The 21,498-nt window shown below is 58.6% G+C and carries 12 protein-coding genes; 2 read left to right on the plus strand and 10 right to left on the minus strand.

Annotated features, from left to right (window positions below; all coding sequences use genetic code 11):
- Nucleotides 1-88 precede the first annotated feature (88 nt).
- On the plus strand, nucleotides 89-664 hold the full coding sequence (locus RS75_RS13515; RefSeq protein ID WP_045021262.1) for a TetR/AcrR family transcriptional regulator: 576 nt from the start codon (nucleotides 89-91) through the stop codon (nucleotides 662-664).
- Nucleotides 665-771: 107 nt separating this feature from the next.
- On the opposite strand, the gene RS75_RS13520 is transcribed toward RS75_RS13515, so the two are convergent.
- The 5 genes from RS75_RS13520 to RS75_RS13540 form a co-directional block, all read right to left on the minus strand.
- The gene (locus RS75_RS13520; RefSeq protein WP_084686882.1) at nucleotides 772-4,422 is read right to left on the minus strand and encodes an Ig-like domain-containing protein; all 3,651 of its coding nucleotides are present in this window, start codon (nucleotides 4,420-4,422) and stop codon (nucleotides 772-774) included.
- 80 nt (nucleotides 4,423-4,502) lie between these two features.
- Nucleotides 4,503-5,816 (minus strand): HlyD family type I secretion periplasmic adaptor subunit, encoded by a 1,314-nt coding sequence (locus RS75_RS13525; protein WP_045021266.1) that lies wholly within the window; start codon nucleotides 5,814-5,816, stop codon nucleotides 4,503-4,505.
- Nucleotides 5,813-7,588, minus strand: coding sequence for a type I secretion system permease/ATPase (locus RS75_RS13530; protein WP_084686884.1), 1,776 nt, complete (start codon nucleotides 7,586-7,588; stop codon nucleotides 5,813-5,815). Before RS75_RS13530 ends, RS75_RS13525 begins: the two co-directional genes overlap by 4 nt.
- A 64-nt stretch (nucleotides 7,589-7,652) precedes the next feature.
- Nucleotides 7,653-9,248 carry a mannose-1-phosphate guanylyltransferase gene (locus RS75_RS13535; protein WP_052679687.1) on the minus strand — a complete coding sequence of 532 codons (1,596 nt, stop codon included), beginning with the start codon at nucleotides 9,246-9,248 and terminating at the stop codon, nucleotides 7,653-7,655.
- Between the two features lie 65 nt (nucleotides 9,249-9,313).
- A complete protein-coding gene (locus tag RS75_RS13540; RefSeq protein WP_045021269.1) occupies nucleotides 9,314-10,654 on the minus strand; it encodes a nucleotide sugar dehydrogenase in 1,341 nt (446 codons plus the stop codon).
- 552 nt (nucleotides 10,655-11,206) lie between these two features.
- On the opposite strand from RS75_RS13540, the gene RS75_RS25110 reads away from it, so the two are divergent.
- Nucleotides 11,207-12,244: an alginate lyase family protein gene (locus tag RS75_RS25110; RefSeq protein WP_052679688.1), complete on the plus strand. Its 1,038-nt coding sequence runs from the start codon at nucleotides 11,207-11,209 to the stop codon at nucleotides 12,242-12,244.
- A 21-nt stretch (nucleotides 12,245-12,265) separates the two neighbouring features.
- Here RS75_RS25110 and RS75_RS13550 read toward each other — a convergent pair whose 3' ends face one another.
- The 5 genes from RS75_RS13550 to RS75_RS13570 are packed head-to-tail and all read right to left on the minus strand — an operon-like array spanning nucleotide 12,266 to nucleotide 21,466.
- Nucleotides 12,266-13,564 (minus strand): tetratricopeptide repeat protein, encoded by a 1,299-nt coding sequence (locus tag RS75_RS13550; protein ID WP_045021271.1) that lies wholly within the window; start codon nucleotides 13,562-13,564, stop codon nucleotides 12,266-12,268.
- Between the two features lie 46 nt (nucleotides 13,565-13,610).
- Complete coding sequence (locus tag RS75_RS13555; RefSeq protein WP_045021273.1) at nucleotides 13,611-16,499, minus strand: tetratricopeptide repeat protein; 2,889 nt, start codon at nucleotides 16,497-16,499, stop codon at nucleotides 13,611-13,613.
- A 32-nt stretch (nucleotides 16,500-16,531) separates the two neighbouring features.
- Nucleotides 16,532-17,149 (minus strand): alginate O-acetyltransferase AlgF, encoded by a 618-nt coding sequence (locus RS75_RS13560; protein WP_160297189.1) that lies wholly within the window; start codon nucleotides 17,147-17,149, stop codon nucleotides 16,532-16,534.
- Nucleotides 17,150-17,208: 59 nt separating this feature from the next.
- A complete protein-coding gene (locus RS75_RS13565; protein ID WP_045021277.1) occupies nucleotides 17,209-18,597 on the minus strand; it encodes an alginate O-acetyltransferase in 1,389 nt (462 codons plus the stop codon).
- Nucleotides 18,578-21,466 (minus strand): tetratricopeptide repeat protein, encoded by a 2,889-nt coding sequence (locus RS75_RS13570; protein ID WP_160297190.1) that lies wholly within the window; start codon nucleotides 21,464-21,466, stop codon nucleotides 18,578-18,580. Before RS75_RS13570 ends, RS75_RS13565 begins: the two co-directional genes overlap by 20 nt.
- Nucleotides 21,467-21,498 lie beyond the last annotated feature (32 nt).

A 21,498-nucleotide genomic window follows, 5' to 3' on the forward strand; every position in this document is an offset into this window, starting at 1 on the left:
ATTAATTTGAATGACGATCGTCATGTATTGCATTTAAATTACGATCGTCATATATTTTGTCAAGGGCATTTTTAAAAAGGAGTTGCGGATGCGTCCGACCAGAGAAGAGGCAAAGGATAATCGGCAACGGATTCTCGGTACGGCGGCAAAGCTGTTTCGCGAGAATGGCATCCATGCTGTCGGTGTCGATGCCATCATGAAAGGGGCCGGCCTCACCCATGGTGGCTTCTACGGTCACTTCAAATCCAAGAGCAAACTTGCAGAGCAGGCGCTGGCCCAAGCGATGCAGACCATGCTGGAGGCCGACGCCCTCAATGGTTCATTGGAAGATTTCGCGAAATCCTATCTTTCACCGGAGCATCGCGCCGCCGCCGGCGAGGGATGCACCGTGGCCGCTCTTGGTCCCGAGCTCGCGAGACTGCCGGAGGCCGAGCGGGGCCCAGTGACAGACCATATCCGCGGGTTGATCGCCCATATGGAGAACTGGCAGACGGACAGTCGTTCCGGGCCTGACCGCGCCCGAGCAATCGCGGATGTCGCAAGTTTCGTCGGCGCTCTCGTCATGTCCCGGGCGGTGAACGATCCCGCCTTGTCCGACGAGATTCTGAAGAGCGTGCGCGACCGGGTGACCGGAAAGGCCCAGGACCAACCAATTTCAGCTTAACACAAAGAAGACCGCACAGCTCCCTCATCTGATCAAACGTCGAGAGGGCGGATTTCCGGAATGAGCATGACGAGAATGCTACCGATGATCAGGGCATTGGCGACAGCTTAGACGAACAGGCCGTCTGCCACGGAGAAACCACTCTTTTGCAAATCGCTCAGTGTCGTGTCGAGGAACTGAATCGAACCGCCATCCGGCGTTGCGACCAGCAGTTCATTTGCTGAAACCACGGTAACGGCCGCCAGCAAAGCGGCCTTGGACGCGAAAAGATCGCTGGTGAACACCAGAGTGTCGTCGGTCCGCAACTGATGCACGATATCGATACCGTGACCGCTGCCGAACCAGAACGCATCCGCGCCGGCACCACCCTTCATCTGGTCATTGCCGGATCCACCATAGAGCACATCGTTGCCTTCATTGCCCTCCATCGTGTCGTTGCCGGGACCGCCAACGAGTACGTCGTCGCCGAGCCTGCCCTTGATAACATCGTTACCGCCCCTGCCTTCGATGATATCGTTGCCGGCCAGGCCGGATATCGTTTCGCCCGCTTCGGTCCCGACGATGGTCGGGGTTCCATATCCCGGACCGCCACTGGCCGGCGCGCCCTTGACCGTCAGGGACAATGTCGCCATCGCGGTTGCGCCCTGGCTGTCCCGGATCGTGTAGCGAAAACTATCCGTGAGACTGGAGGTTTCCGACAGGCCTGCAACTGAGGGGTTCGTTTCTTCTACATCGTAACTCCAGCTCCCGTCCGCTTTGAGAACAAGCGTTCCGAAGCTGCCGGCAATTGTGCTTCCCGCGCCCGTGACATTGACGGCTGCGCCGCTGCCGCTGGCAGACAGGACCGTCAATGCGTCTCCGGTATCGACGTCGCTATCGTTGCCGAGAACGGTTCCTGTCGCATTGGCCGCGCCCGCCGTCGCTGTTGCTGCATCGTCAACGGCAAGCGGTGCGTGGTTCGCTCCCTTGATGGTAAACACCAGACTGGCCGTCGATTGCAGACCCGTCTCATCGCGAATGGTGTAGCTGAAGGTCTCGGTCAGCGTCGAACTGCCCGAAAGGCCGGAAACCGCCGGATTGGAAATATTCGGAACGTAACTGTACGTGCCGTCGGAATCGATGACCAACAGGCCGTATGTACCCGCCAATTGGGTATCGTTTTCGGTGACGGCAACACTCGACGAGCCATGAACAACGCGGGTCACGGCCATGAAATCACCGGCGTCGGGATCTGTGTCGTTGGCGACGACGTTGCCGGTCGTGCTGGCATTGACCGACACGATGCCGGTGTCGCTGACTGCCACCGGCGCGTCGTTGCTGCCTGCAATCGTGATCGACAGGGTCGTCATGGCCGTTCCCCCGCGACCGTCCGAAACGGTGTATTCGAAACTCTCGACCAGATTATCGAAATAAAGCGCGTTGACGACCGGATTGGTTGCGGATGGCGTAAAGCTATAGTCACCATTGGCCGCAATCGTCAGCGCGCCGTAACTGGTCTGAAAGGTTTGCGACGCGCCAAGCGAATAGGTCACGCCCTTGATCACGATCGAGGCAACCGACAGGACATCGCCGTCGCTATCCTGATCGTTGGCAAGCAGGTTGCCGGAAACCGTGTTACCCGGGCCGTCCTCCGAAACGGATCTGACCTCGCCTGTCGCAGACGGCGCGGTGTTGGCAGGCCCGGACGGAACCGATGGCGTGACGATGAACTGCGCCGCCTTCACACTCGACGCCGTAATTCCGCTGAGCGTCGCAATCGTTGCGAAGGCGCCGGGTCCGGAGGCTCCGTCCACGTCCACCTCGACGAGGGTATCCGCGCCCGACTGTGAAACACGGATATAGCCCGCCGCAAATGCGCTCGCGCCCGTTGCACCGGTCGGCATTGCCAGAATGCCGGAAAGATCGAAGAAGTCATCCGAACGAAAATCGGAAACGATATCGCCTATCTCGCTCATGCTGCTGATAACGAAGGTATCCGCACCCGCGCCACCTTTCAGCGTATCGACACCCGCACCGCCATTAAGCCGGTCGTTGCCCTCATTGCCCTCCAGATAGTCGTTGCCGTCGCCACCGAAGAGGATGTCGTCTCCGATAAGCCCCTTGATCGTATCGTTGCCACCCAGGCCTGCAATCACGTCTGCGCCTGCCGTACCGCGCAGCGTATCGGCCGCCGCCGTTCCGCTGATTGTCGGTTCGGGTTCGCCACCTGTGGAGGAGGCGCGAATGGAAACCGTCAGCGATGCCGAGGACTGGAGACCTGCGCCATCGCGGACCGTATAGTTGAAGACTTCCGATAACGACGCGGAGCCGGAAAGTGCTGCAACGGCAGCATTGCTCTGGTTCGGTTGATAGACCCAGCTTCCATCGCTTTTAAGGATCAGCGATCCGTAGCTGCCGACAATAGTGGTTCCGACGGTGGTCACACTCTGCGTCGTCCCCCCGCTGGCACTGGCGGAAAGCACGGAAAGAACGTCGCCCGTATCCGGATCGAGATCGTTGGTCAGCAGATTGCCGTTGCCCGAAACGGTTTTGACGACCGATGCGGTATCGGCAACTGCGATCGGCGCATCGTTCAGACCGGTGATCTTCACCGTGACGACGGCACTGGCTGTCCCACCGCGTCCGTCAGAGATACGATAGGTGAGATTGTCCTCGGCGGTCTGCCCTGCCGCAATGGCGTTGGTGGCAGGGAGGCCTGGGTCTACCTTGTAGTAATAGCTGCCATTCGGACTGACATAAAACGTGCCGTATTTGCCGGCAACGGCAGTCTCCGCTGCCTGAATGGCGGTGGCCTTGGAGCCATGGGTTGCCTGCGTCACCCGCAGGACGTCACCATCCACGTCGCTGTCATTGGCAAGCAGATTGAACGTATTGCTGACCGTCGTCCGGTTCTCGGCCACGGTAATGTGGCTGTCGGCAACGGCAACAGGCGCAGTGTCGCCGGGTTCCATCACCTCGTCCGGGTCCGGCGAAGGACGCGGCCCTGAAATAGTGCCGGTCAACCCTTCCGTATAAGCGATATAATTGGCGAGCCGGCCTCCAACCACTTCGTAGGACTCGTTATCCGTATGGACCTGATCCTTCAGCGGCAGATCTTCGGTGATCGAACCGATATAGATGTCGTCGCGACTGGCCGCGATTTCCCGCTGCGCCTCGCGAACGATATCCTGCCCCCCGTTCCAGCGGGTATCCGAGCCGGTATAGGCCGTATCGGCAACCTCCTGTATGAAAACCGGCGCGGCAGGATCGGTCTGAGCGCGGATGTAATCCAGCACCTCGACCGTCGCTTCCTTGTAGGTCTCGACGTCGCTCGTGCCGTCCATGATGCGCTTGGCATCCGCCTCGCCCTGCGCCCAGACGATTTTCAGCTCGACCTCGTAGCCTTGCGCCTCCAGGGCGGCAACCGAGGCGTTGATGCCCTGTATCGCCGCCAGCGCCAGTGCTCCGGGCGTGTTCGTGTCAGGATACCACCAGAGAAAATCCGAGCCCGGCGCATCGGAAGCATTACCATCGACGCCACTCGCGCCCTTGGCAAAATCCTGAACCACCACATTGTCGGCGGTCGCAAATTTTGACGACGTTCCCGTACCCTGGATAGTTGTTTTCAGCGTGGATGCCGAAACACCGCCGGAAATGCCGAGATGGGACGAAAGCTCGGACGCAAGAACCGAAGCGCCGGAATCGTTGTCCCCATAGAGGTTGAACATGTTGTCGGCGTTGGATTGCCCCATAAACGCAATAAACTGGATAGCTGCCATGGTTCCCTCCGGGCTAACGCCTTTTCGTTAACTGATTGCCTTGCTTGATACCGGGCGGAAATGATTTCTCTTGTCCCGGCTCAGTCCTCCCTGAAAACATGATTGAGCTGGTCCGTCAGCGGCTTGACGAGATAGGAAATCACGCGCCGCTCCGCCGCCGGCATCAACACGTCCGTTGGCATTCCCGGATAGAGTTTCAGGTTTCCCAACTCTTCCAGGCTCTCCGCCTCAGGCCTGATCCGCACCGCGTAAAACGGCAGTCCCGTTCTCTGATCGGTCAGCACATCCGGTGAGACGGACACGACCTCACCCTTCACCATCGGTGTGGTCGTGCGGTCGAAAGCGGTAAAGTGCAGCTGTGCCTTTTGACCCGGCGTCACCTGATCGATATTGCGCGGCGAAATTTTTGCCTCGACTATCAGACCATCGCCGCGCGGCGCGACCAGCATCAACGTTTCCCCTGGCTGAACGATGCCGCCGACGGTGTGAAGCTCCAGTTCGAAAATACGACCGCTGACAGGGGAACGGATGTCCAATCGGCCAAACTGCTCCGTCACATCGATACGTCGCGCTTCCATTTCGGTGATCTTCGCTTCGGTTTCCGCCAACTCCTTGGCATTTTCCCCCCGGCGGTTTTCATCGAGCTGAAGAATTTGCAACTCCACTTCGCTGATACGCCCCTCGGCCTGCGCTCTCGATGCCAGTCTTTCACCAAGATTGCCCTGCAGCTCGGCGCGACGTTGTTTGAGCGACGTCAGGCGTTGCAGCGTGACAAGCTGTTGCCGGTACAATCCGTCGACTGAGGCAAATTCCTCATCGACCGCCGCAATCGACGCTCTCACCGCCTCGATCTGGACGTTTTCACCCTCGATCTCGTCTGCAAGCTGGCCCTTGCGTTCGGCGAGCTGGCGCTTCATGCCTTCAAGCCCGTCTCGCCGCGTCTGGAGAAGGTTCTGCTCCAATGCAACGAGCTGGCCATAGGCAGGCCTGGTGAGCCGCTTCTGCTTAAGAAAATCGGCCTCGAAAGTTCTCGTGCCGGCAAGTTCCGCCCTGAGACGCGCAGCGCGTACCAGAGACTGCACCAGCGCATTTTCGATAATCGCCAGATTGGCCTCAACAGTCGTCCGGCTGAGACGCAGCAAAACATCACCGGCCGCAACCTCGCTGCCCTCATGCACAAGCAGTTCCGACACCGTGCCGCCGCTGAGATGCTGTATTTTCTTGACGTTGTTCTCGATGACGATGAAGCCCTGACCGCTGACGGCCCCCGCCAGCTTTGTCGTCGCCGCCCAGCCACCAACACCGCCGAACAGCGCAAGCCCCAACCCGACAGCAACGGCAATATGTCGCCGGAGTGAACGGCGCCAGAAGGCGATGGAGAGCTCATCGCTCATCGCCTCACCTCCAGCTTTCCGGTTGCCCCGACAACCTTCAAAATCTTTCCAGAGCGGGCAGCCGGTTCCCGGCGAAGGACCTGACCCATGATTGCCTCGCGTGGGCCGAAGGCTGCCATTTTACCCTCTTTCAAGACCAGAATCCTGTCCGCCTGTGCAAGAATACCGGGTCTGTGGGTGAGGACGATGGCAATGCCTCCGCGCATCTTGATGCCGTCGATGGCGCGAGACAAAGCCTCTTCTCCTTCAGCGTCGAGATTGGCGTTCGGCTCATCGAGAACGACAAGGAATGGCTGGCCGTAAAGCGCGCGCGCCAGAGCGATACGTTGGCGCTGACCGGCCGAGAGTATCGGAAACTGGGGATCGATCATGGTGTCGTAGCCATCCGGCAGCTGCAAAATCAGATCGTGCACGCCCGCCGTTCGCGCTGCGGCAATGACCTCTACGGAGGGAATGTTCTTACGAAACCGGGCAATGTTCTGGGCGACGGTTCCTCCAAACAGCCCCACCTCCTGCGGCAGGTAACCCATATGGCTGCCGAGCCGATCAACGTCCCACTGGTCCATCGTCGCTCCATCGAAACGCAACGTACCGGCACTGACGGGCCAGATGCCCAGAAGCAGACGGGCAAGCACCGTCTTGCCGGATCCGCTATGTCCGATCACCCCAAGAACCGTTCCCGCCTCCAGCGAAAACCCGATCTCCGATATGATGGGTTTTTCGGTTTCCGGCGGACCGCCCGCCATGGCCTCGACCGTAATGTTACGGGATGGCAGCGGTAACTCCGACAGGCTTTCCCGGTCCGTCTCTGCCATGACGATAGCCTCGAGGCGGAGCCAGCTGTGTCTTGCTGCGGCAAAACCCCGCCAGTGCACAATAGCCGCTTCAACCGGCGCAAGTGCCCGCGACGTCAAGATCGAGGACGCCAGAATGATACCGCCAGACGCATCACCCCTCATGACAAGAACAGCCCCGACCGCCAAAACGGCCGATTGCAGGGCAACCCGGAGAACCTTCGTCAATGTCGCGTAGGTATTGGCCACATCCGCATGACGTGTGCCGAACAGGCGGAATGCCGCATTATGGGCGGCCCACCTTTCCGCCACATCGGCAGTCATGCCCATGGCCCTGAGCGCCCCGAAATTCAATCTGACGGAATCGGAAAAGCCCCTGCGGTTCGTAGTCAGCACCGCGAGATCGCGCTGCGATTGCTGCAGGCTGAAATGCGCAAGTGCGGTCAAGACCGTCAATACCAGCACGCCCGCCAGCGCCACGAAACCGATGACGGGATGAAGCAGAAAACAGATTGTCAGATAGACGGGCAGCCAGGGAAGATCGAAAAGTGCCGATGGCCCCGGCCCGGAGAGAAAACCACGCACCGTATCGAGATCGTCGCTTGTCGAAACGATTGCGGGTCTGCCGCACAGCAGCAGCGATCGCCGATACAGGACGCGATCAAGAGCGACTTCGAACAAGGCGCCAAGACGCGACAGCATGCGACTTCTGACGATTTCAAACGCGCCCTGACAGACGAACAGCATGCCTGCCAGCAGACACAGTGCAATCAGCGACCCGATGCTGCCGCTTGGGATGATGCGGTCATAGACCTGCAACATGAAAAACGGGCTCGTCAGATACAGCAGATTGATGAAACCGCTGACGACGGCAACGACCGCAAACCCGCTCCTGCACCGGGCAAAAGCCTGATGCAGGAGCGGGGCGCGAGCGTGTCGCCCGCCCGTTTTACGATCAAACGCGCCGTCTTTCGGCATACTCATTCGCCTGCTGCTGTTATTGCACAAAATTCCGCGTTGCCCGGCGCGCCGCAAAGCATCGTCAATTGGCGGGATGGGGCTCGTCATCGAGGGTGCTTTCCGGCACCATGTTGAGATCGAAGGCTGACACATCTGCCTCGACGGGAATGAGGTCGAGAACCGTGTCTGCGGTAAAACTCTGCGGCGCGACGGCCAAATTCCGCCCGGAACTGCGCTGCCGGGTGATGACGACAGTGGTTTCCCTGGCCGTGCCGTTATAAAGCGACAGAATCTCACCTTCTGTTGGCGAAAGGCTGGCCATCGGCACCAGATGGCGGATAAAGCCATTGAGGATTATGTCGATCTTGCCGGAGGATACCGACCAGTTCTCCCAATAGCCCTCAGGAATGCGCAGCGCGATCGTCGCGTTGCTGCGCAACGTCACCGTGAACACCGACAGGTCGCCCTGATCGCTCAGCAGCCGGACCTTTCCCCAGCCATACAATTGCTCTCGCGTGGCGCGCGATTCCGGCATCTTGTTCTGCTTGAGAAGATTGACGGCATCCTTGACCTTCTGCGCCAGCGACATCTTTGTAACGAGGACGGCATCGTCGTCATCGATCACGATCATGTCTTCCAGCCCAATCAGGACGACCTTTCTGCCGCCACGTGCATAAGCGAGGGTGTTGGTGGAGCCGATCGACAGCACCGGCCCGGAAAGGGCATTACCGTTGGCATCCTTGTCGCGGTCGATCTCATGCAGGGCCGACAGAGAACCGATGTCGGACCAGCCGATGCCCTCGCAGCGCACCACCGCACCGCGTGCCGTCCGCTCCATGATCGCCGTGTCGATCGGAATATCTGCTGGCGCAGCCCCGAACGCCGAAGCCTCCAGCATGATTGCGTGTATATCATCGAACATGTCGATGGTGGCTCTTTCAAACGCCTCTTCGGCTGCCCGCAGGGTTTCCGGCGCATGGCGCGCCAGTTCCTCCAGCATGACCCCGGCCCGGAACATGAAGATGCCGGCGTTCCAGCAGAAACCCTCCTCCACGTAGCGCCTGGCATTTTCAAGCGACGGTTTTTCCAGAAAATCGCCGGCACTGATGGCGTATCCCCTGACTTCACCGTCTATTTCGATTGCCTCGCCAGGGCGGATATAACCGAATCCGGTTTCAGGATGTTCCGGCTTGATGCCGAAGGTGACGATACGGTCGGCAAAACGTGCGATCGGCAGGGCGCCCGCGACGATCCTGTTGAAGATTTCGGGTTCCGCAATGATATGGTCCGAAGGGGCCACGAGAAGAACGGCGTTGCTTCCCGCCGCATCCATCCGCGAGATGGTGACAGTCAGCGCGGCGATCGCCGCCGCCGTTCCCTGCATCGATGGTTCGACGATAAGTCCGTCGACGGAAAATCCGCCGCTGGCGACCTGCTCTTCCGCATGAACCAATGTGTCGCGTGCACACATCAGCCACGGCAGACCATAACCGGGTACGGCGAAACGGCGCAGTGCCTGCTGGAAAAAGCTGTCATGCCCGTCCCCACCCAGCGTGAGAAACTGCTTCGGCTTGTTCGAGCGGGACAGAGGCCAAAGCCGGGTTCCTGACCCACCGATCATGATGGCGGGAACGATCCGGGCATTTTCTCCTGCAACAGCGGTCAAAACCTGACGCATATGAATTTCCTCACAAAAGCATAAAATATATTTTCAGGAAAAAATCAGCCCGCGCTGTGGCCACCTCACCAGCAAAGCCCGTGATAGACGATGTGACCGCTGCGGTTTGGCACCTCGACACGCGCAAGATCCACCACCACGAGCGGTCTGCCGGCCGCTTCGATCGCCCCGGTCAGACCCGCATATTTGTGGCCGACCACCAGAATATCAGCGTTGTCGATGACATCGTTGATCGACGAACGGATGCGCGGCGCAATATGGCGCAGATAGTTACGGCCTTCGCTTTCATCCCTCACAACGTTTGGATCGAAGATCGACACTTCTTTGCCGTTGCCGATAAAGTTCTCGACAAGGCTCAGCATCGGGCTTTCGCGCATGTCATCGGTGTCGGTCTTGAACGTGATGCCGATGAAGCCGATCCGATCCTTGCGCGCATCGGTGATGAGCTGTTTCGCGCGATCGATCTGCACCAGGTTTGCCGCCTTCGCAGCATCGAGCATCGGTGTTGCAACGTTCATTCGCCGTCCGAAGCCGGACAGAGCCCGCAGATCCTTGGGAAGACACGAGCCGCCATAGGCAAAACCCGGTTTCATGTAGGCCTTGGAAATATTCAGGCGGGTATCCGCGCACACGACATCCATGACCACATGGCTGTCAATGTCCTTGGCCTTGCAGAGATTGCCGATCTCGTTGGCAAAGCTGATCTTTACCGCATGCCAGCAGTTGTTGACATATTTGACAATCTCGGCGCTTCGCATCGGAATAACATGCGGAACGACGCTGATATGGGCGACCATTGCCTTAAGGACGTCAATCGAGCGCGTATCGTCGCCATACTGACCGAAAACGATGGCGCCGGGCCTGTAGTAGTCCGCAATCGCCGAGCTCTCGCGCAGGAATTCGGGATAATAGGCGACACCAAAATCCACTCCGGCGATTTTCCCGGACGCCTCCTCGAGTGCCGGGATGACAACCTCCTCCATCGTGCCGGGAAGGATGGTGGAACGCATGACGACAACGTGGAATTCGCTTTTACGGCGCAAGGCCCTGCCGATCTCCAAAGAGACCTGACGCACATAGTCCGTATTGAGCGTACCATCGAGAAGGCTGGGCGTACCCACGCAGCAGAGCGACACATTCGTCATGTCGACCGCCTCTTCCGCCGAGCTTGTCGCGGTCAGCATGCCGTTGAGATTGGCTTTTTCCAGAAACTCGGCAAGGTCGGGTTCAATGATCGGCGCTTCGCCACGGGCAAGGCACGAAACCTTGAAGCTATCCGGATCGACCGCCACGACGCGGAAACCGTCGTTGCTCAGACAGGCGGCCGACACGCAGCCCACATAACCGGCCCCGAAAACACTGACCCTGAGACCCATTGCACTGACGTTAATATCAATTTTGGTCATATGAACCCCTGAAAGCTACTAAGGAAATACTTAAAGAACCATGGGAAAATTCTGCAAATTCAGAATATACGCCCCACCGGACCAAGCAGGAGAAAAGGTCCGAAAAGCAACGCAAGATCAGGTTCGACAGAACCTGTCGGCAAAATAAATATATATTTTATTGCAAATTGCTTCGCCGAACGCAAAAAAAACAAACGGCGACAGGTCTTATGAAACGCGACAACATATTCATATTACTGCACGAAAATGCGCATATCACTGGAAATAGACAAATTTCCGAAATTTCAAATAAACATATATAAAGACAAAAACCGATGGCGAACAACGAATGATGCGACCTTGTCGGCACTATTAATTATAAAAACATTAAATATGAATATGCAATATAGTCAACAAATATTTAACGATAAATACAAAATAATTAGGAAATCCAGACGATACCCGCAACTATTTAACCGCCCGTTGCTTACGCGCGTCACTCAATCCGCAGCATTAACCAGATGTTTCCTTGAATCTGCTTCAATGGCCGCTTGCCTTGTCGGGAAGTGAACCATGTTGCGTTTTGCGTTGATTGCCTTTTCTGCTTCCTTTCTGTTCAGCTTGCCTATGCTGGGCGTTGGCAACGATTCAGGCTCGAATGACGCCACACATGAAATCCTCAAACCGAATACGTCGCCTGCACGCCCGCCGACTGTTCAGGTGAAACTGGAAAAATCCGGCAGCGCAACGATCTCGAACGGCATGGAGGAAACGGACATGAGTTGCGGCGCGGCGGCTTCCCAAATCGAAACCCCGCCGCAAAAAATTGCCACAAGCTCGAAATATCTCTCCCGAGACGCGATCGAGAGCGAACGGCAGGACGCCTCCCATATCGCCGTTTTCAAGCCGATCTGGCGTTCTATTCTCGAGCTGGAAAACATTGAGACGCGCTTCGGAACAGAATGCGCCATGCGTGTCCTTCTTCAATGGGCCACGTCCCACGCCCTGATCGACGCCACGACACCCGACGCCAAACTCACCCGCGCTCGCGTGCTTGCAGAAATATCCGGTCTCGTCGCCGCCTGGGGTGTTGCAGCCAATCTCGACAGACAAAAACCCATTGCGGAATGGCTCAACATCATGGCAGACGACACCATGGTGTTTTTCGACACCGAGGCCGGCCCCAGGAGCGCCCGCAACAACCATCGTTATTGGGCAGCACTTGCCCTTGCGACAGTCGGTAGCCTGACGGGAGACCAGAACAAGATCGAATGGGCCCGCCAGTCCTATCGGATCGGCGTGTGCCAGGTCACCGAAGACGGCACTTTGCCGCTTGAAATGCAAAGGGGAGCGCTTGCGCGTAACTACCATCTCTATGCTTTTCGTCCGCTGGCTGGCACATTCGTCACGTTCCGAAAAATCGGTCAACCAATTGATGACATTTGCTCCGGCTCTCTCGAGCGACTGGCCAAAGCCACGTTGAACGGTGTTGATGACGCCACGCTGTTCGAAGCGGCGACCACGAAACAGCAGACCAAGCCGCCGCGTGAAGACAGCTACCCTGCCCATCTGAGGCTGGATACGCTTAAACGCGAACTCCAGCAGGGATGACACCGGCAACATCATCATCGTCTACCTCGTCATGCCGTCTAGCGAGATAAGCGCGGATCGCGCCAAAAGGTAGCCGCCATCGGCCGATTGGGTCAGCCAATATTTGGCCTGCCCGATATCTTTGACCACGCCGGTCGCCTGCGCATACATCAGACCGAGCAGATATTGCGCCTCGCTGTCTCCCTGCGTTGCAGCCAGTTTTCGATAGGCGGCCGCCTTTTCAAACGACCGGTTCGTACCGCGCCCTACGAAATAGGCCTCGGAGACCGCACGGATGGCGTCCATATTTCCCCGGTCGGCATAGGGTTCGAGAATCTGCAAAATTGCGTCATGCGTGGTCGCCGGCACGCCAGAACGGTTCAACGCCTTGGCCAGGAAAGGCACGGCTTTTTCATCGCCCGCCTTGGCGGCCTCGGCGAACATGTCCACGCCCTTCCGGATTTCGGCCGGGTCGTTGCTGTTCCATAAAGCGCGGGCAATCTTGCCGTCCTCTGAAATAGGACCACCCTGCGGCGCTGCGGCGATGATCGCCTGCGCCTTTTCCCGTGCCGCCGCACTGAACCGACTGTCGGAAAGTTTCGTGGCGGCGGAAAGGCTTCGTTGCGGCGCCAGATCGATCGCCGAGAGCAGAAGCCTCTCGGCGCGTGCCGTTGCGTCAGCGTCGGCACTTTGCATGAGGAGGGACGCGGTTTCGACATAACGGGCCGCACGCCGCTCCGGCCGCAACCTGTCCAGCAAGGCAATCGCTTCATTCACATCCCGGGTGATGCCGCGCCCTTCCAGCAGGGCAAGCGAAGTCTCCTCGATGCCGCGGAGATTGCCCACCAGCGCTGCCCACCTGTACCATTTGTAGGCAAGGGCATCGTTTTTGGGGACATCAATGCCCAGCTGCTGCATACGCGCCCACGCAATGACGCAACTGGAAGACCCTCGCATGGCCTCCTTCGCCAACAGGTTCATAACCTTGCCGGTATTGGTGCCAAACGAATAATCGTTGTTGACGATCCCCTTGGCCAGCAGACGCACCGCCTCGCGGTTCCTGGGGGCCGCCGATATCAGCAGGGAAAAACCCAGATCAGGATTACGAAGATCGCGGCGAGATTCATTCAGGGCGGCCGCTGCGATTTCCAGCTGCCTGGCGACAGGAAGCTTTTTTGCCGCTTCAAGCGAAGGCAGACGCGTTGCCGGTAAAGCTTGCGGGCTGACGGTAATCGTCGCGCGCGGCTTTGGAACAGGCACACTGCTCTTTCCTGCAGCCAGAGCCACGGTCGTCGCAATCGGCAAAACCGTAATCAGGGTGAAAATGACAGAAAGTTTCATCGAGCGGTCCTTTCTCCACCATCCGGATATCGTGACGGAGGTTTTGCTATTGAGTGATGGTGGCAGCCTTACCCAACCACCGTTCCGCTTCCTTCGGATCGGTGGGGACGCCGTAACCAATCTGCAGTGCAATGGCGTAAGGTTCGAAAGCCTGGCGATAACCGGAAATCGCCGCCCGCGCGAGCCAACCCGTACTGTCTGCGGCCGAAAGCGGAAAACCGCTGGTGCCGGTCGCAAAAGCGTCGGCAACCGTCACCATGGCAGCACCGTCGCCGGTTTCAGCGGCCTTCATCATCCAGACCCTGGCTTTCTCCGAATAGGCCCCGTCCTCTTTCGCCAATGTCGAAAGAACGCGCGCCAAAGCCTGAATGGCATTACCGGACCCTGCTTTCGCGGCATCCTCAAGTGCCGGCAAGGCTTTGGCGACGACTGAAGGATTTGTCGACACCTTCGGCGCCTCGTCGCCCACCAATTGCTCGACGAGCGTCTTCAAAGCTCCGTCGTCTCCGGCGCGAACCGCGGCAAGCAACCACCGCGTCGCTTGCCGCTGATCGGCGTGAGGCGACAGGAGGGACATGCGGCCAGCTTCGCGCATCGCTTCCACCTTGCCCGCCTCCGCAGCCTTGACCATCGTCGCAAGCGCCAGTTCGGGATTAGAAACTCCGCGTTTATCGTCGTTCAGCAAGTTTGCGAGTTGATAGAGCGTGCTGGCGTCATCCGTTTCGGAAGCAATCGCCCGCTCGACCAGATTGCGGGTCGGTATGGCGTAATCGGCATCCCGCGATATGGCATCGGCCAGCGCAACCTCGTCTTTGGCGCTGCATAGCGGTTGTTTCAGGGCCATGTCGAACATGGCGCGGCGCGATGTCCGGTCGCCCGCTCGGTCGGCTGTTTTCAGTATGGCGCGGATATCGCCGTCATCCACAGCCTGCTTCAACCAGAGATCGGCTGCCCTGCCACCACCGGCCTTTGTGTCCACGCCGAGATCGGCAAGCTGGATCATCGAAGCCGTGTGACCCAAACGTGCAGCTTCGACAAGAAGTTTGATACCTTCCTCGGGTTGAGGGGTGAAACCTGCCGCTCCTTTCAGATAGAGCTTGGCAAGATCATAACGCACCGAGGTATCGCCGGTGGACAGACCATCTGTGAGAAGTTCGACCGCCGCCTTCACGTTCGCCTTGTCGACGTTTTCAGATGAAAGCTGCAGTCGCGCCAGGAGAACCAGCGCCTGGCCGCGTTCGTGGCCCGCCGCCAATGCCTTTTCGTACCACTGGCCGGCCTCACGGGTATCGACACCCGTGCCGATCCCGTCACGATAGGCCAGCGACAGCAGAACCATCGCCCGCCGGTCCCCAAGAGCCGCCGCCCGACGAATATTGCGGAAATACATCAGCTTTCCGTCATCGCCGGATTGCTCGGCCAGCGCCTGTCTGGCGACGGCGATCAGGCTGGGGCGGTTACCCGCGGCAGCGGCTCGCTCCTGCCAGCGTCGCCCGATCCCCGCGTTGCGTTCGACACCGATGCCACAGCTATAGGCGTCTGCCAGTGTGGCCATCGCTTCGCTCAAGCCGTTATTGGCAGCGCGCCGCAATATCGCGACCGGATTGACGCTTTTTGAAATATTATGCGTGCTGTCGACCATCAGCTGGTAAAGCTCAAGAGCAGCGGTATCAGATCCCAGAGCAACCGCACGCGTCAGATACTCCACGGCCTTTTCCGTGTTGCGCGCCGTTCCCGTGCCGCTGGCATAAGCACTGCCCAACTGCTTCAGAATATCCGTATCAACGACGGGATTGCGCGCGGCCTGTTCGAGATAGCCTACCATGGCGGAGTAATTGGGCTTTCCACCAAAATCTCCATGGGAGATCTGCGCCAGAAGTTCGAAGGCCCGCACATTGCCGCGCTGGGCCTCCTGTTTGAGCGCCTGTGTCGCCTTTGGAAGCGCGTCCTTAAGATCGAGATTTGCCAACAACAGGCGAGCAAGCGAAATGCGGCTACCGGTGTGTCCTTTCGCAGCAGCGGTTTCCAGAAGTTCCACCGCCTTGTTGCGATCCACCGGAACGCCGTCGCCGATCACGTAACGCTGCGACAGACGTTCGACCGCAACGAAATTTCCGGCCTGTGCGGCGGCCATCAGCCACCTGGCGGAAAGCTGCGGATTGTAAAGGCCGAATTCTTCGTTGGCGTAAATGCCGGAAAACAGGTTGAGAACGTCGCATTCCCCAGCGCCGAGCGACTGGCTGAGTCTGTCGATCGCCTGATTGAAAAGAAGCTGAGGCGCATTCTCCGACGGCGCCAGATCCGGATTGTTGCGATAAAGCCGCGCAAGCAACAGAGCCGCATCCGGATCACCGTTTTGCGCACCCATCTTGAGGTATTTTTCACCCTTCAGCTTGTCCTGCGGCACCACATCGCCCGTGGCATAAAGACGCCCCAGAAAGGTCGCCCCTTCCATGAAGCCACGCGCGATCGCCTCGTCCTGAAGTGCGAGACCTCGGCCAAGATCGGGCGATCCTGACGTCGCGTCGAACATCAGGCGACCCAATGTGTGTGAGGCACGGCCAGCCAGTTCATAATTGGCGTTTTTCAGATATTCGAGCATGCGGCGCGCAAGCACCCTGTCACGCGGGGCGTTGCCGGTTCCGCCGATATAAGCCTGCGCATCCAGCAGCATATCGTCCAGATTGCCGGGAACCGGCCCACCGTCCCACTTGCTCCAGTCGAAGGAAAGATCGCGCTGTTGCGCCCTGACCCTGCAGATCGGCGCATAGTCGAAGTCTGGACTCGGCATAAGACCGTCCTGCAACGGCAAGGTCGTCTGCGCCTGCGCCGGCTGCACCGTCAACATCAGTGCAGCAAACAACAGGCCCGTACCAAACCTCGTCTTCTTCCGCCCACCGGAGAGGAAGGATACCGCGCTTTTGAATGTTGTCATGGACCTGATCCCTCTCATCTTCCTGCTCCCGCTCAGGCTTTCGCCGAAACGGATGTGAGAACGATATCGTCCGGCCCGTTGCCCAGAACGAAGATCGACGTCACCGAACGGCGCTTCAGCGTCGTTTTTTCAAAAGTCCTGGCAATCGCCCCTGAAATCTCGACGTTGAGATCGATTGCAACGGCATTGACCTCGAGAGAGACGCCGCTCATCGGTGCGACGGCCTTGATGACGGGCGAGCGTTTGGCGAGCGCCGTCAGTGAAACCGGCGTTGTCGTGAGGTTGTAGAGCGCAAGCGCACATTTCGCCGGGTCGGACGTAAAGACATCCGCAACGACAACGGGCTCTTTTGTGTCCGCGCCCGCGAGGATCGTCAGATATTGTCCCTGCCCCACCGAAAGCGGCGTTGACTGCCCTTTGACCAGCAGGGTGTAATCTCCGGGAGCTCTTGCGACGTAATCGGAAATCCCGCCTGCAGATACCTTGAACGGTTTCTCGCCAATGGTCGCCGTTGCAACAGCCGACGGATCGGTCGCGGCGATACGGATGAAGCTCCAGTCTTTCGGAACATCCGCATCATAGATGCCGGCATCGTCACCAGCCGCCAAAACGGACTGGTTTGCCGCCATCAGGCCCGCAAAAGCGGTCACAAGACGAACAAACCGGCGTCGATTTATTTTGAATGCAATCTCATCCGAAAACATCTGCTTCAGCCCTGCTTCTTGATGAATTGATCGGGAACGCGGCAAAGACGTGCAGTAACCGTGGTGTCACCGAAGTTTCCGTTGACGGACACACCCGTAATAGGCGTCGGAAATTCGTCGTTCAGCATCAGATAAAACGTCCCGTCATCGACGAAACGGGGGAAGCCACCTAGCGTCAGCGTATCCTCATCCCCGTCGCGATAACGCACGGTGACAGTCATCTGGTTGAGGCCAGCCTGCGAGGCAGCGAACTCCAGATACGCGTCTCCATATTGCTGCCCCCTAAGGTCTGAGGCGGCAAGCAACACCGTCTCGCCTTCGATTTTCTTCGGCTGGGAGGTCGCGATGCTGCTGTTACCCTCGCAGGAGCCGTAGACCGCCGCCAGCAATTGGCGCGATGCCTGGAACATCGTCTGGTCCACGGCATAATATGACGGCGCCTCCCAGACGATCAGCGGAGCCGGCTTTTCATGAAAGCCTTTGGAGAACACGAGAGTCGCAAGAGATGAGATGAACTGCGCGCCGTTTTCGGCATAGTTCGTGATATCCAGACCGGTTTCCTGCGCCAGAAAGCCCGCAAAGTTGAATTCAGGCGTTGCACTGAAAGAGGAGCCGACGAGAGCAACGGGTGGGGAGGTTTCGGCGACATTCCCCAGAAGATCGCTGGCATCATCTGCCGATCGCGTTGTCTGCCAGACCGTTTCTTTCTCAGGCTCCACCGCGCTGCCGCACAGGGCCTGAATTTCGTGGCCCATCGGCGCGATGTAATCGAGACTGCCGACGGCCTTGGTCTCGAAATTGTAAGTAGACAGGGATGGGTATTCTGCGAGCTTCTTTATCGTTTCGGCAGCTGCGGAAGCAACCAGACGGGCGCCGGATGACGTCCAGTGATGGTCCCGCGCAAAGAAGAAATTGTCCCTTGCCTGATGATTGTCAATCGCCTTGAGAACATCTACCGTCGTGATGCCGTTCTTTTGCAACTGCGCGACATAGTGACGGAACTCCTGTTCCGCGGCGGGTGCATTGTAGCGTGCCTGGATTTCGTCGCTGTCATCGAGTTTCGCTTGCTGCACGATACCGCGGGACGGCAGCGGCATGAAAACGAGTTCCGTTCCCTTGACGCGCAACGCATCGGAAATGGCGCGCAGGGAGACCATCGTTTCCGACGTTCTGACGAAGAACTCTTCAAAATCCGTATTTGTACGGAAAAACACGCCATCGAGCCCCTCGGCCAGATTGAATTCCGTTTTTTTGTTGCCGATATCCGGGCAGGCCTTGCCTGCAAAGGCAGGCGTTGCGGCGAAAACGAACAACGCACTCATGAAGCGGAGGGCAAACCGGCTCGCCTCACCTGCACCATAAGGATGGTAAACCTCAAGGCTCTTCGTTTTCATCGACCACCTCCATCTTGGGTATCTCGAAACGGGGATCAGCCGCCGCCATCTTCATCAGAATTTTGTTGGCCTGATTGTGCTTGAGCGCCTGCGCGCGCCTCAGCCAGAGGAGCCCCTCTGCCTGCAGGGCATCCGAACTGTCTGCGCGAAGGACGAGCGCCGTCTGAAACATGGCCGATGGATTGTTGGCGGCTGCCGCTCGGGCCAGCCATTCATTCGCCTTGTCGGCATCTCGTTCGACGCCCTGCCCCGACCTGTACGCCTCATAGAGCCGGTACATGGCGAGTGGACCTTCTTCCGTGCGCGTCGCTGCGGCTTTCTCAAGCCAGCCAATGCCCGCCTCGCCATCATGCGGAACACCGAAGCCGGAGAGCAGAGACAGCCCGACATCGATCATCGCTGCCGCGTCGCCGCGCTTTGCACCCTTGTAATTAAAGGCAAATGCCGCTTCCGGATCGATAGGCGCGGCGAAACCGGAACTCTCCAGCGCCGCGAGATCGTGCCAGGCGCGATCAAAACCGGCATCTGCCGCCGCCTGCAAATTCTGTTTTGCAAGCTCCCTGTTCTGCGGCACTCCCGCACCCCAGAGATATGCGAGACCGAGCTCGCGCCGCGCCGAGCGGCTGCCGGCGTCGCTTGCGGTTCGCAGGTAGTCGGCGGCGCGCGTCCTGTCGATGTCGACGCCAACACCATCGGCATACATGCGGGCAAGCTTCAGGTTGAGCGACGGGTTTTTCGGTTGCACGGCAAGTGCTCGATCGTAATAGGACAAGGCCTTGGACGGGTCGGCAGGTGTATGAACGCCATCCAGCAGAAGATCGGCCATCATGATCGTGGCTTCGACGTCGCCATTGGCGATCCCTTCTTCGAGAACACGCTGCGCCTCTCCAAAATTCTGTTCGCTTTTCTCTCCGCCGAGATATGTTGAAGCCAGCATGGCGGCCGCACCCGGATACCCCGCACCTGCCATCTCCCTGGCGAGGTTGGCGCCCCGCAGGCTCAACAGCGAATCCGTTGATTTCAGCAGAGCACCGGCGAGCAGGAAACGATCGGCAGACGAGAGATCGGGAATGTTTGCAGCAAGTTCCAGAAACTCTCTTGCCTTGCCGCTCTCTCCACCTTCCAGCGAAAGAATATCGAAGAGATCGATCGCCGCAGAGAAACTCCCGGCTCGCGCCGCTGTTTCCAGAAGCGGAACGGCTTCCTCCAAACGGCCATTCGCTGTCAGAAAACGTGCCATCTCGACCGATGCCTCGACATCGCCCCTGTCGACCGCCCTCTGGAAAATCGCATGTGCCTTTTCAAACGCATCTGGACCGCCGATACGCATATGCAGATTTGCAAGCTCTATGAGACCATCCGTCCTGCCCTTTGCAGCCGCTCTTTCCAGATATTCCGTCGCCTTGCCGACATCGACCGGAACGATCTGCCCTTCCGCGTAGAGCTTGCCGAGCTTCAGCATCGCTGCATTACTGCCAAGGGTATCGGCCTTCTCCAGCCATCCCATCGCGAGAATTTTTCGCTCCGGGTCTGGAGAAAGAAGAGCGGCCTCTGCAAGCCTGTTCAGCACACGAACTGACGGACGCACCGCCAGCGCTTTCGAATACCACGCCATGGCATCGTCGATATCGACCGTCTGGCCTATCCCATGAAGACTGAAATCGCCCCTCAGAACGATTGCGTTGATGCTGCCGACGGCGGCGGTGGCGACAAGCCCGTTGCGGGCCGCTGTCAGACTTTCTTCCGTCCGCAATTCAGGCTTTTCGAGAAGCAATTGCGCTAAAAGGACCGTGCCATCCTTGGACTGGCGCACCAGCGTCAACCCATAAATATCCAGGGCTTTTCGCGCATCGGCGATAACGCCGTCCCCATCACGGAACATCGTGCCGATGCGCAGAAGCGCATCCACATCGCGCGTCTCACCATTCATGACCTCGGCGAACAGATCGTCGGAAAGCTTCTTGCGGTTTTCCAACGTGTTCTGAAGTTGAACCGAGAAATAAAGGACGGCCTTGGCATCTTTGATGCCAGCAAGACGCCGCATCCATTTATCGAAGATCGCTTGATCGACATTGATGTCGCCGCTCTCGGTAAAGTCCTTGACCAGCTCCTGCGCCGCCTCGACATCGCCGGTCTCGGCCGCCCGGTCGAGATAATCCGCCGCCTCAGCGGGATTGAACAGGCTGGTCGCGGAATCCATTTGCAGACGCGCGATCCAGAAGATCGATCGCTTATGCCCAAGCTCGCCCGCTTTCCGATACCAGCCGAGTGCGGCTTGTAACGCTTCATCGGAATTCGCATTTTCCCGGTAGTAGGTCGCAAGGTCATAAGCCGCGCGCTCATCGCCGGCCGCCGCACGCCGCTCAAGCAGCCCGATGCCGAAGCGGGTCATCGATTGTGCTTCGGCCTCAGGCGTTCCAGCCAGACCGGCCAACTCGAAAGCGGCCGCGCCATAACCGAGCCTCAGCGCCAGTTGCAACCGGGCCTTAGCATTGGTGGCATCCAGCTGCCGCTCCACCATCGTCCGCCCGGCAATATAGGCTGCCTCGGCGACCCCCGCACGGCCAGCCTCTTCCAGAAGCGACAAGGCCCGATTGATATCAAACGAACCGCCCTCGCCCGCAAGCAGCATCTTCGCCAGCGTCAATCTGGCATCGGACTGGTGTGGGCCGGGGATGGTCAGCGCGGCTTCGAGGACGGTCCGTGCCTTGCCGAAGTCGGACACGAGCAACGGATTTTGCGCATCGACCGGCACACCTGCCCGCAGCAACCTCGCATAATCCAGCATGCCCTGACCATCGCTCCGCTGGGAAAGCGCGGTCGCGGCTTCGATAAGCCTGCCCGGCACTTGCGCATCAGCAGCAGACACTGGAAAGCCGTTTAAAAACGCCGATCCGACCG

Origin of the sequence: Rhizobium nepotum 39/7 (assembly GCF_000949865.1) — a bacterium.
Classification (GTDB): domain Bacteria; phylum Pseudomonadota; class Alphaproteobacteria; order Rhizobiales; family Rhizobiaceae; genus Agrobacterium; species Agrobacterium nepotum.

What these genes read in the sequence shown, in the direction of transcription:
- RS75_RS13515 (WP_045021262.1), top strand. Translation starts at nt 89, where the DNA reads ATGCGTCCGACCAGAGAAGAGGCAAAGGATAATCGGCAACGGATTCTC.
- RS75_RS13520 (WP_084686882.1), bottom strand. Translation starts at nt 4,422, where the DNA reads ATGGCAGCTATCCAGTTTATTGCGTTTATGGGGCAATCCAACGCCGAC.
- RS75_RS13525 (WP_045021266.1), bottom strand. Translation starts at nt 5,816, where the DNA reads ATGAGCGATGAGCTCTCCATCGCCTTCTGGCGCCGTTCACTCCGGCGA.
- RS75_RS13530 (WP_084686884.1), bottom strand. Translation starts at nt 7,588, where the DNA reads ATGCCGAAAGACGGCGCGTTTGATCGTAAAACGGGCGGGCGACACGCT.
- RS75_RS13535 (WP_052679687.1), bottom strand. Translation starts at nt 9,248, where the DNA reads ATGCGTCAGGTTTTGACCGCTGTTGCAGGAGAAAATGCCCGGATCGTT.
- RS75_RS13540 (WP_045021269.1), bottom strand. Translation starts at nt 10,654, where the DNA reads ATGACCAAAATTGATATTAACGTCAGTGCAATGGGTCTCAGGGTCAGT.
- RS75_RS25110 (WP_052679688.1), top strand. Translation starts at nt 11,207, where the DNA reads ATGTTGCGTTTTGCGTTGATTGCCTTTTCTGCTTCCTTTCTGTTCAGC.
- RS75_RS13550 (WP_045021271.1), bottom strand. Translation starts at nt 13,564, where the DNA reads ATGAAACTTTCTGTCATTTTCACCCTGATTACGGTTTTGCCGATTGCG.
- RS75_RS13555 (WP_045021273.1), bottom strand. Translation starts at nt 16,499, where the DNA reads ATGACAACATTCAAAAGCGCGGTATCCTTCCTCTCCGGTGGGCGGAAG.
- RS75_RS13565 (WP_045021277.1), bottom strand. Translation starts at nt 18,597, where the DNA reads ATGAAAACGAAGAGCCTTGAGGTTTACCATCCTTATGGTGCAGGTGAG.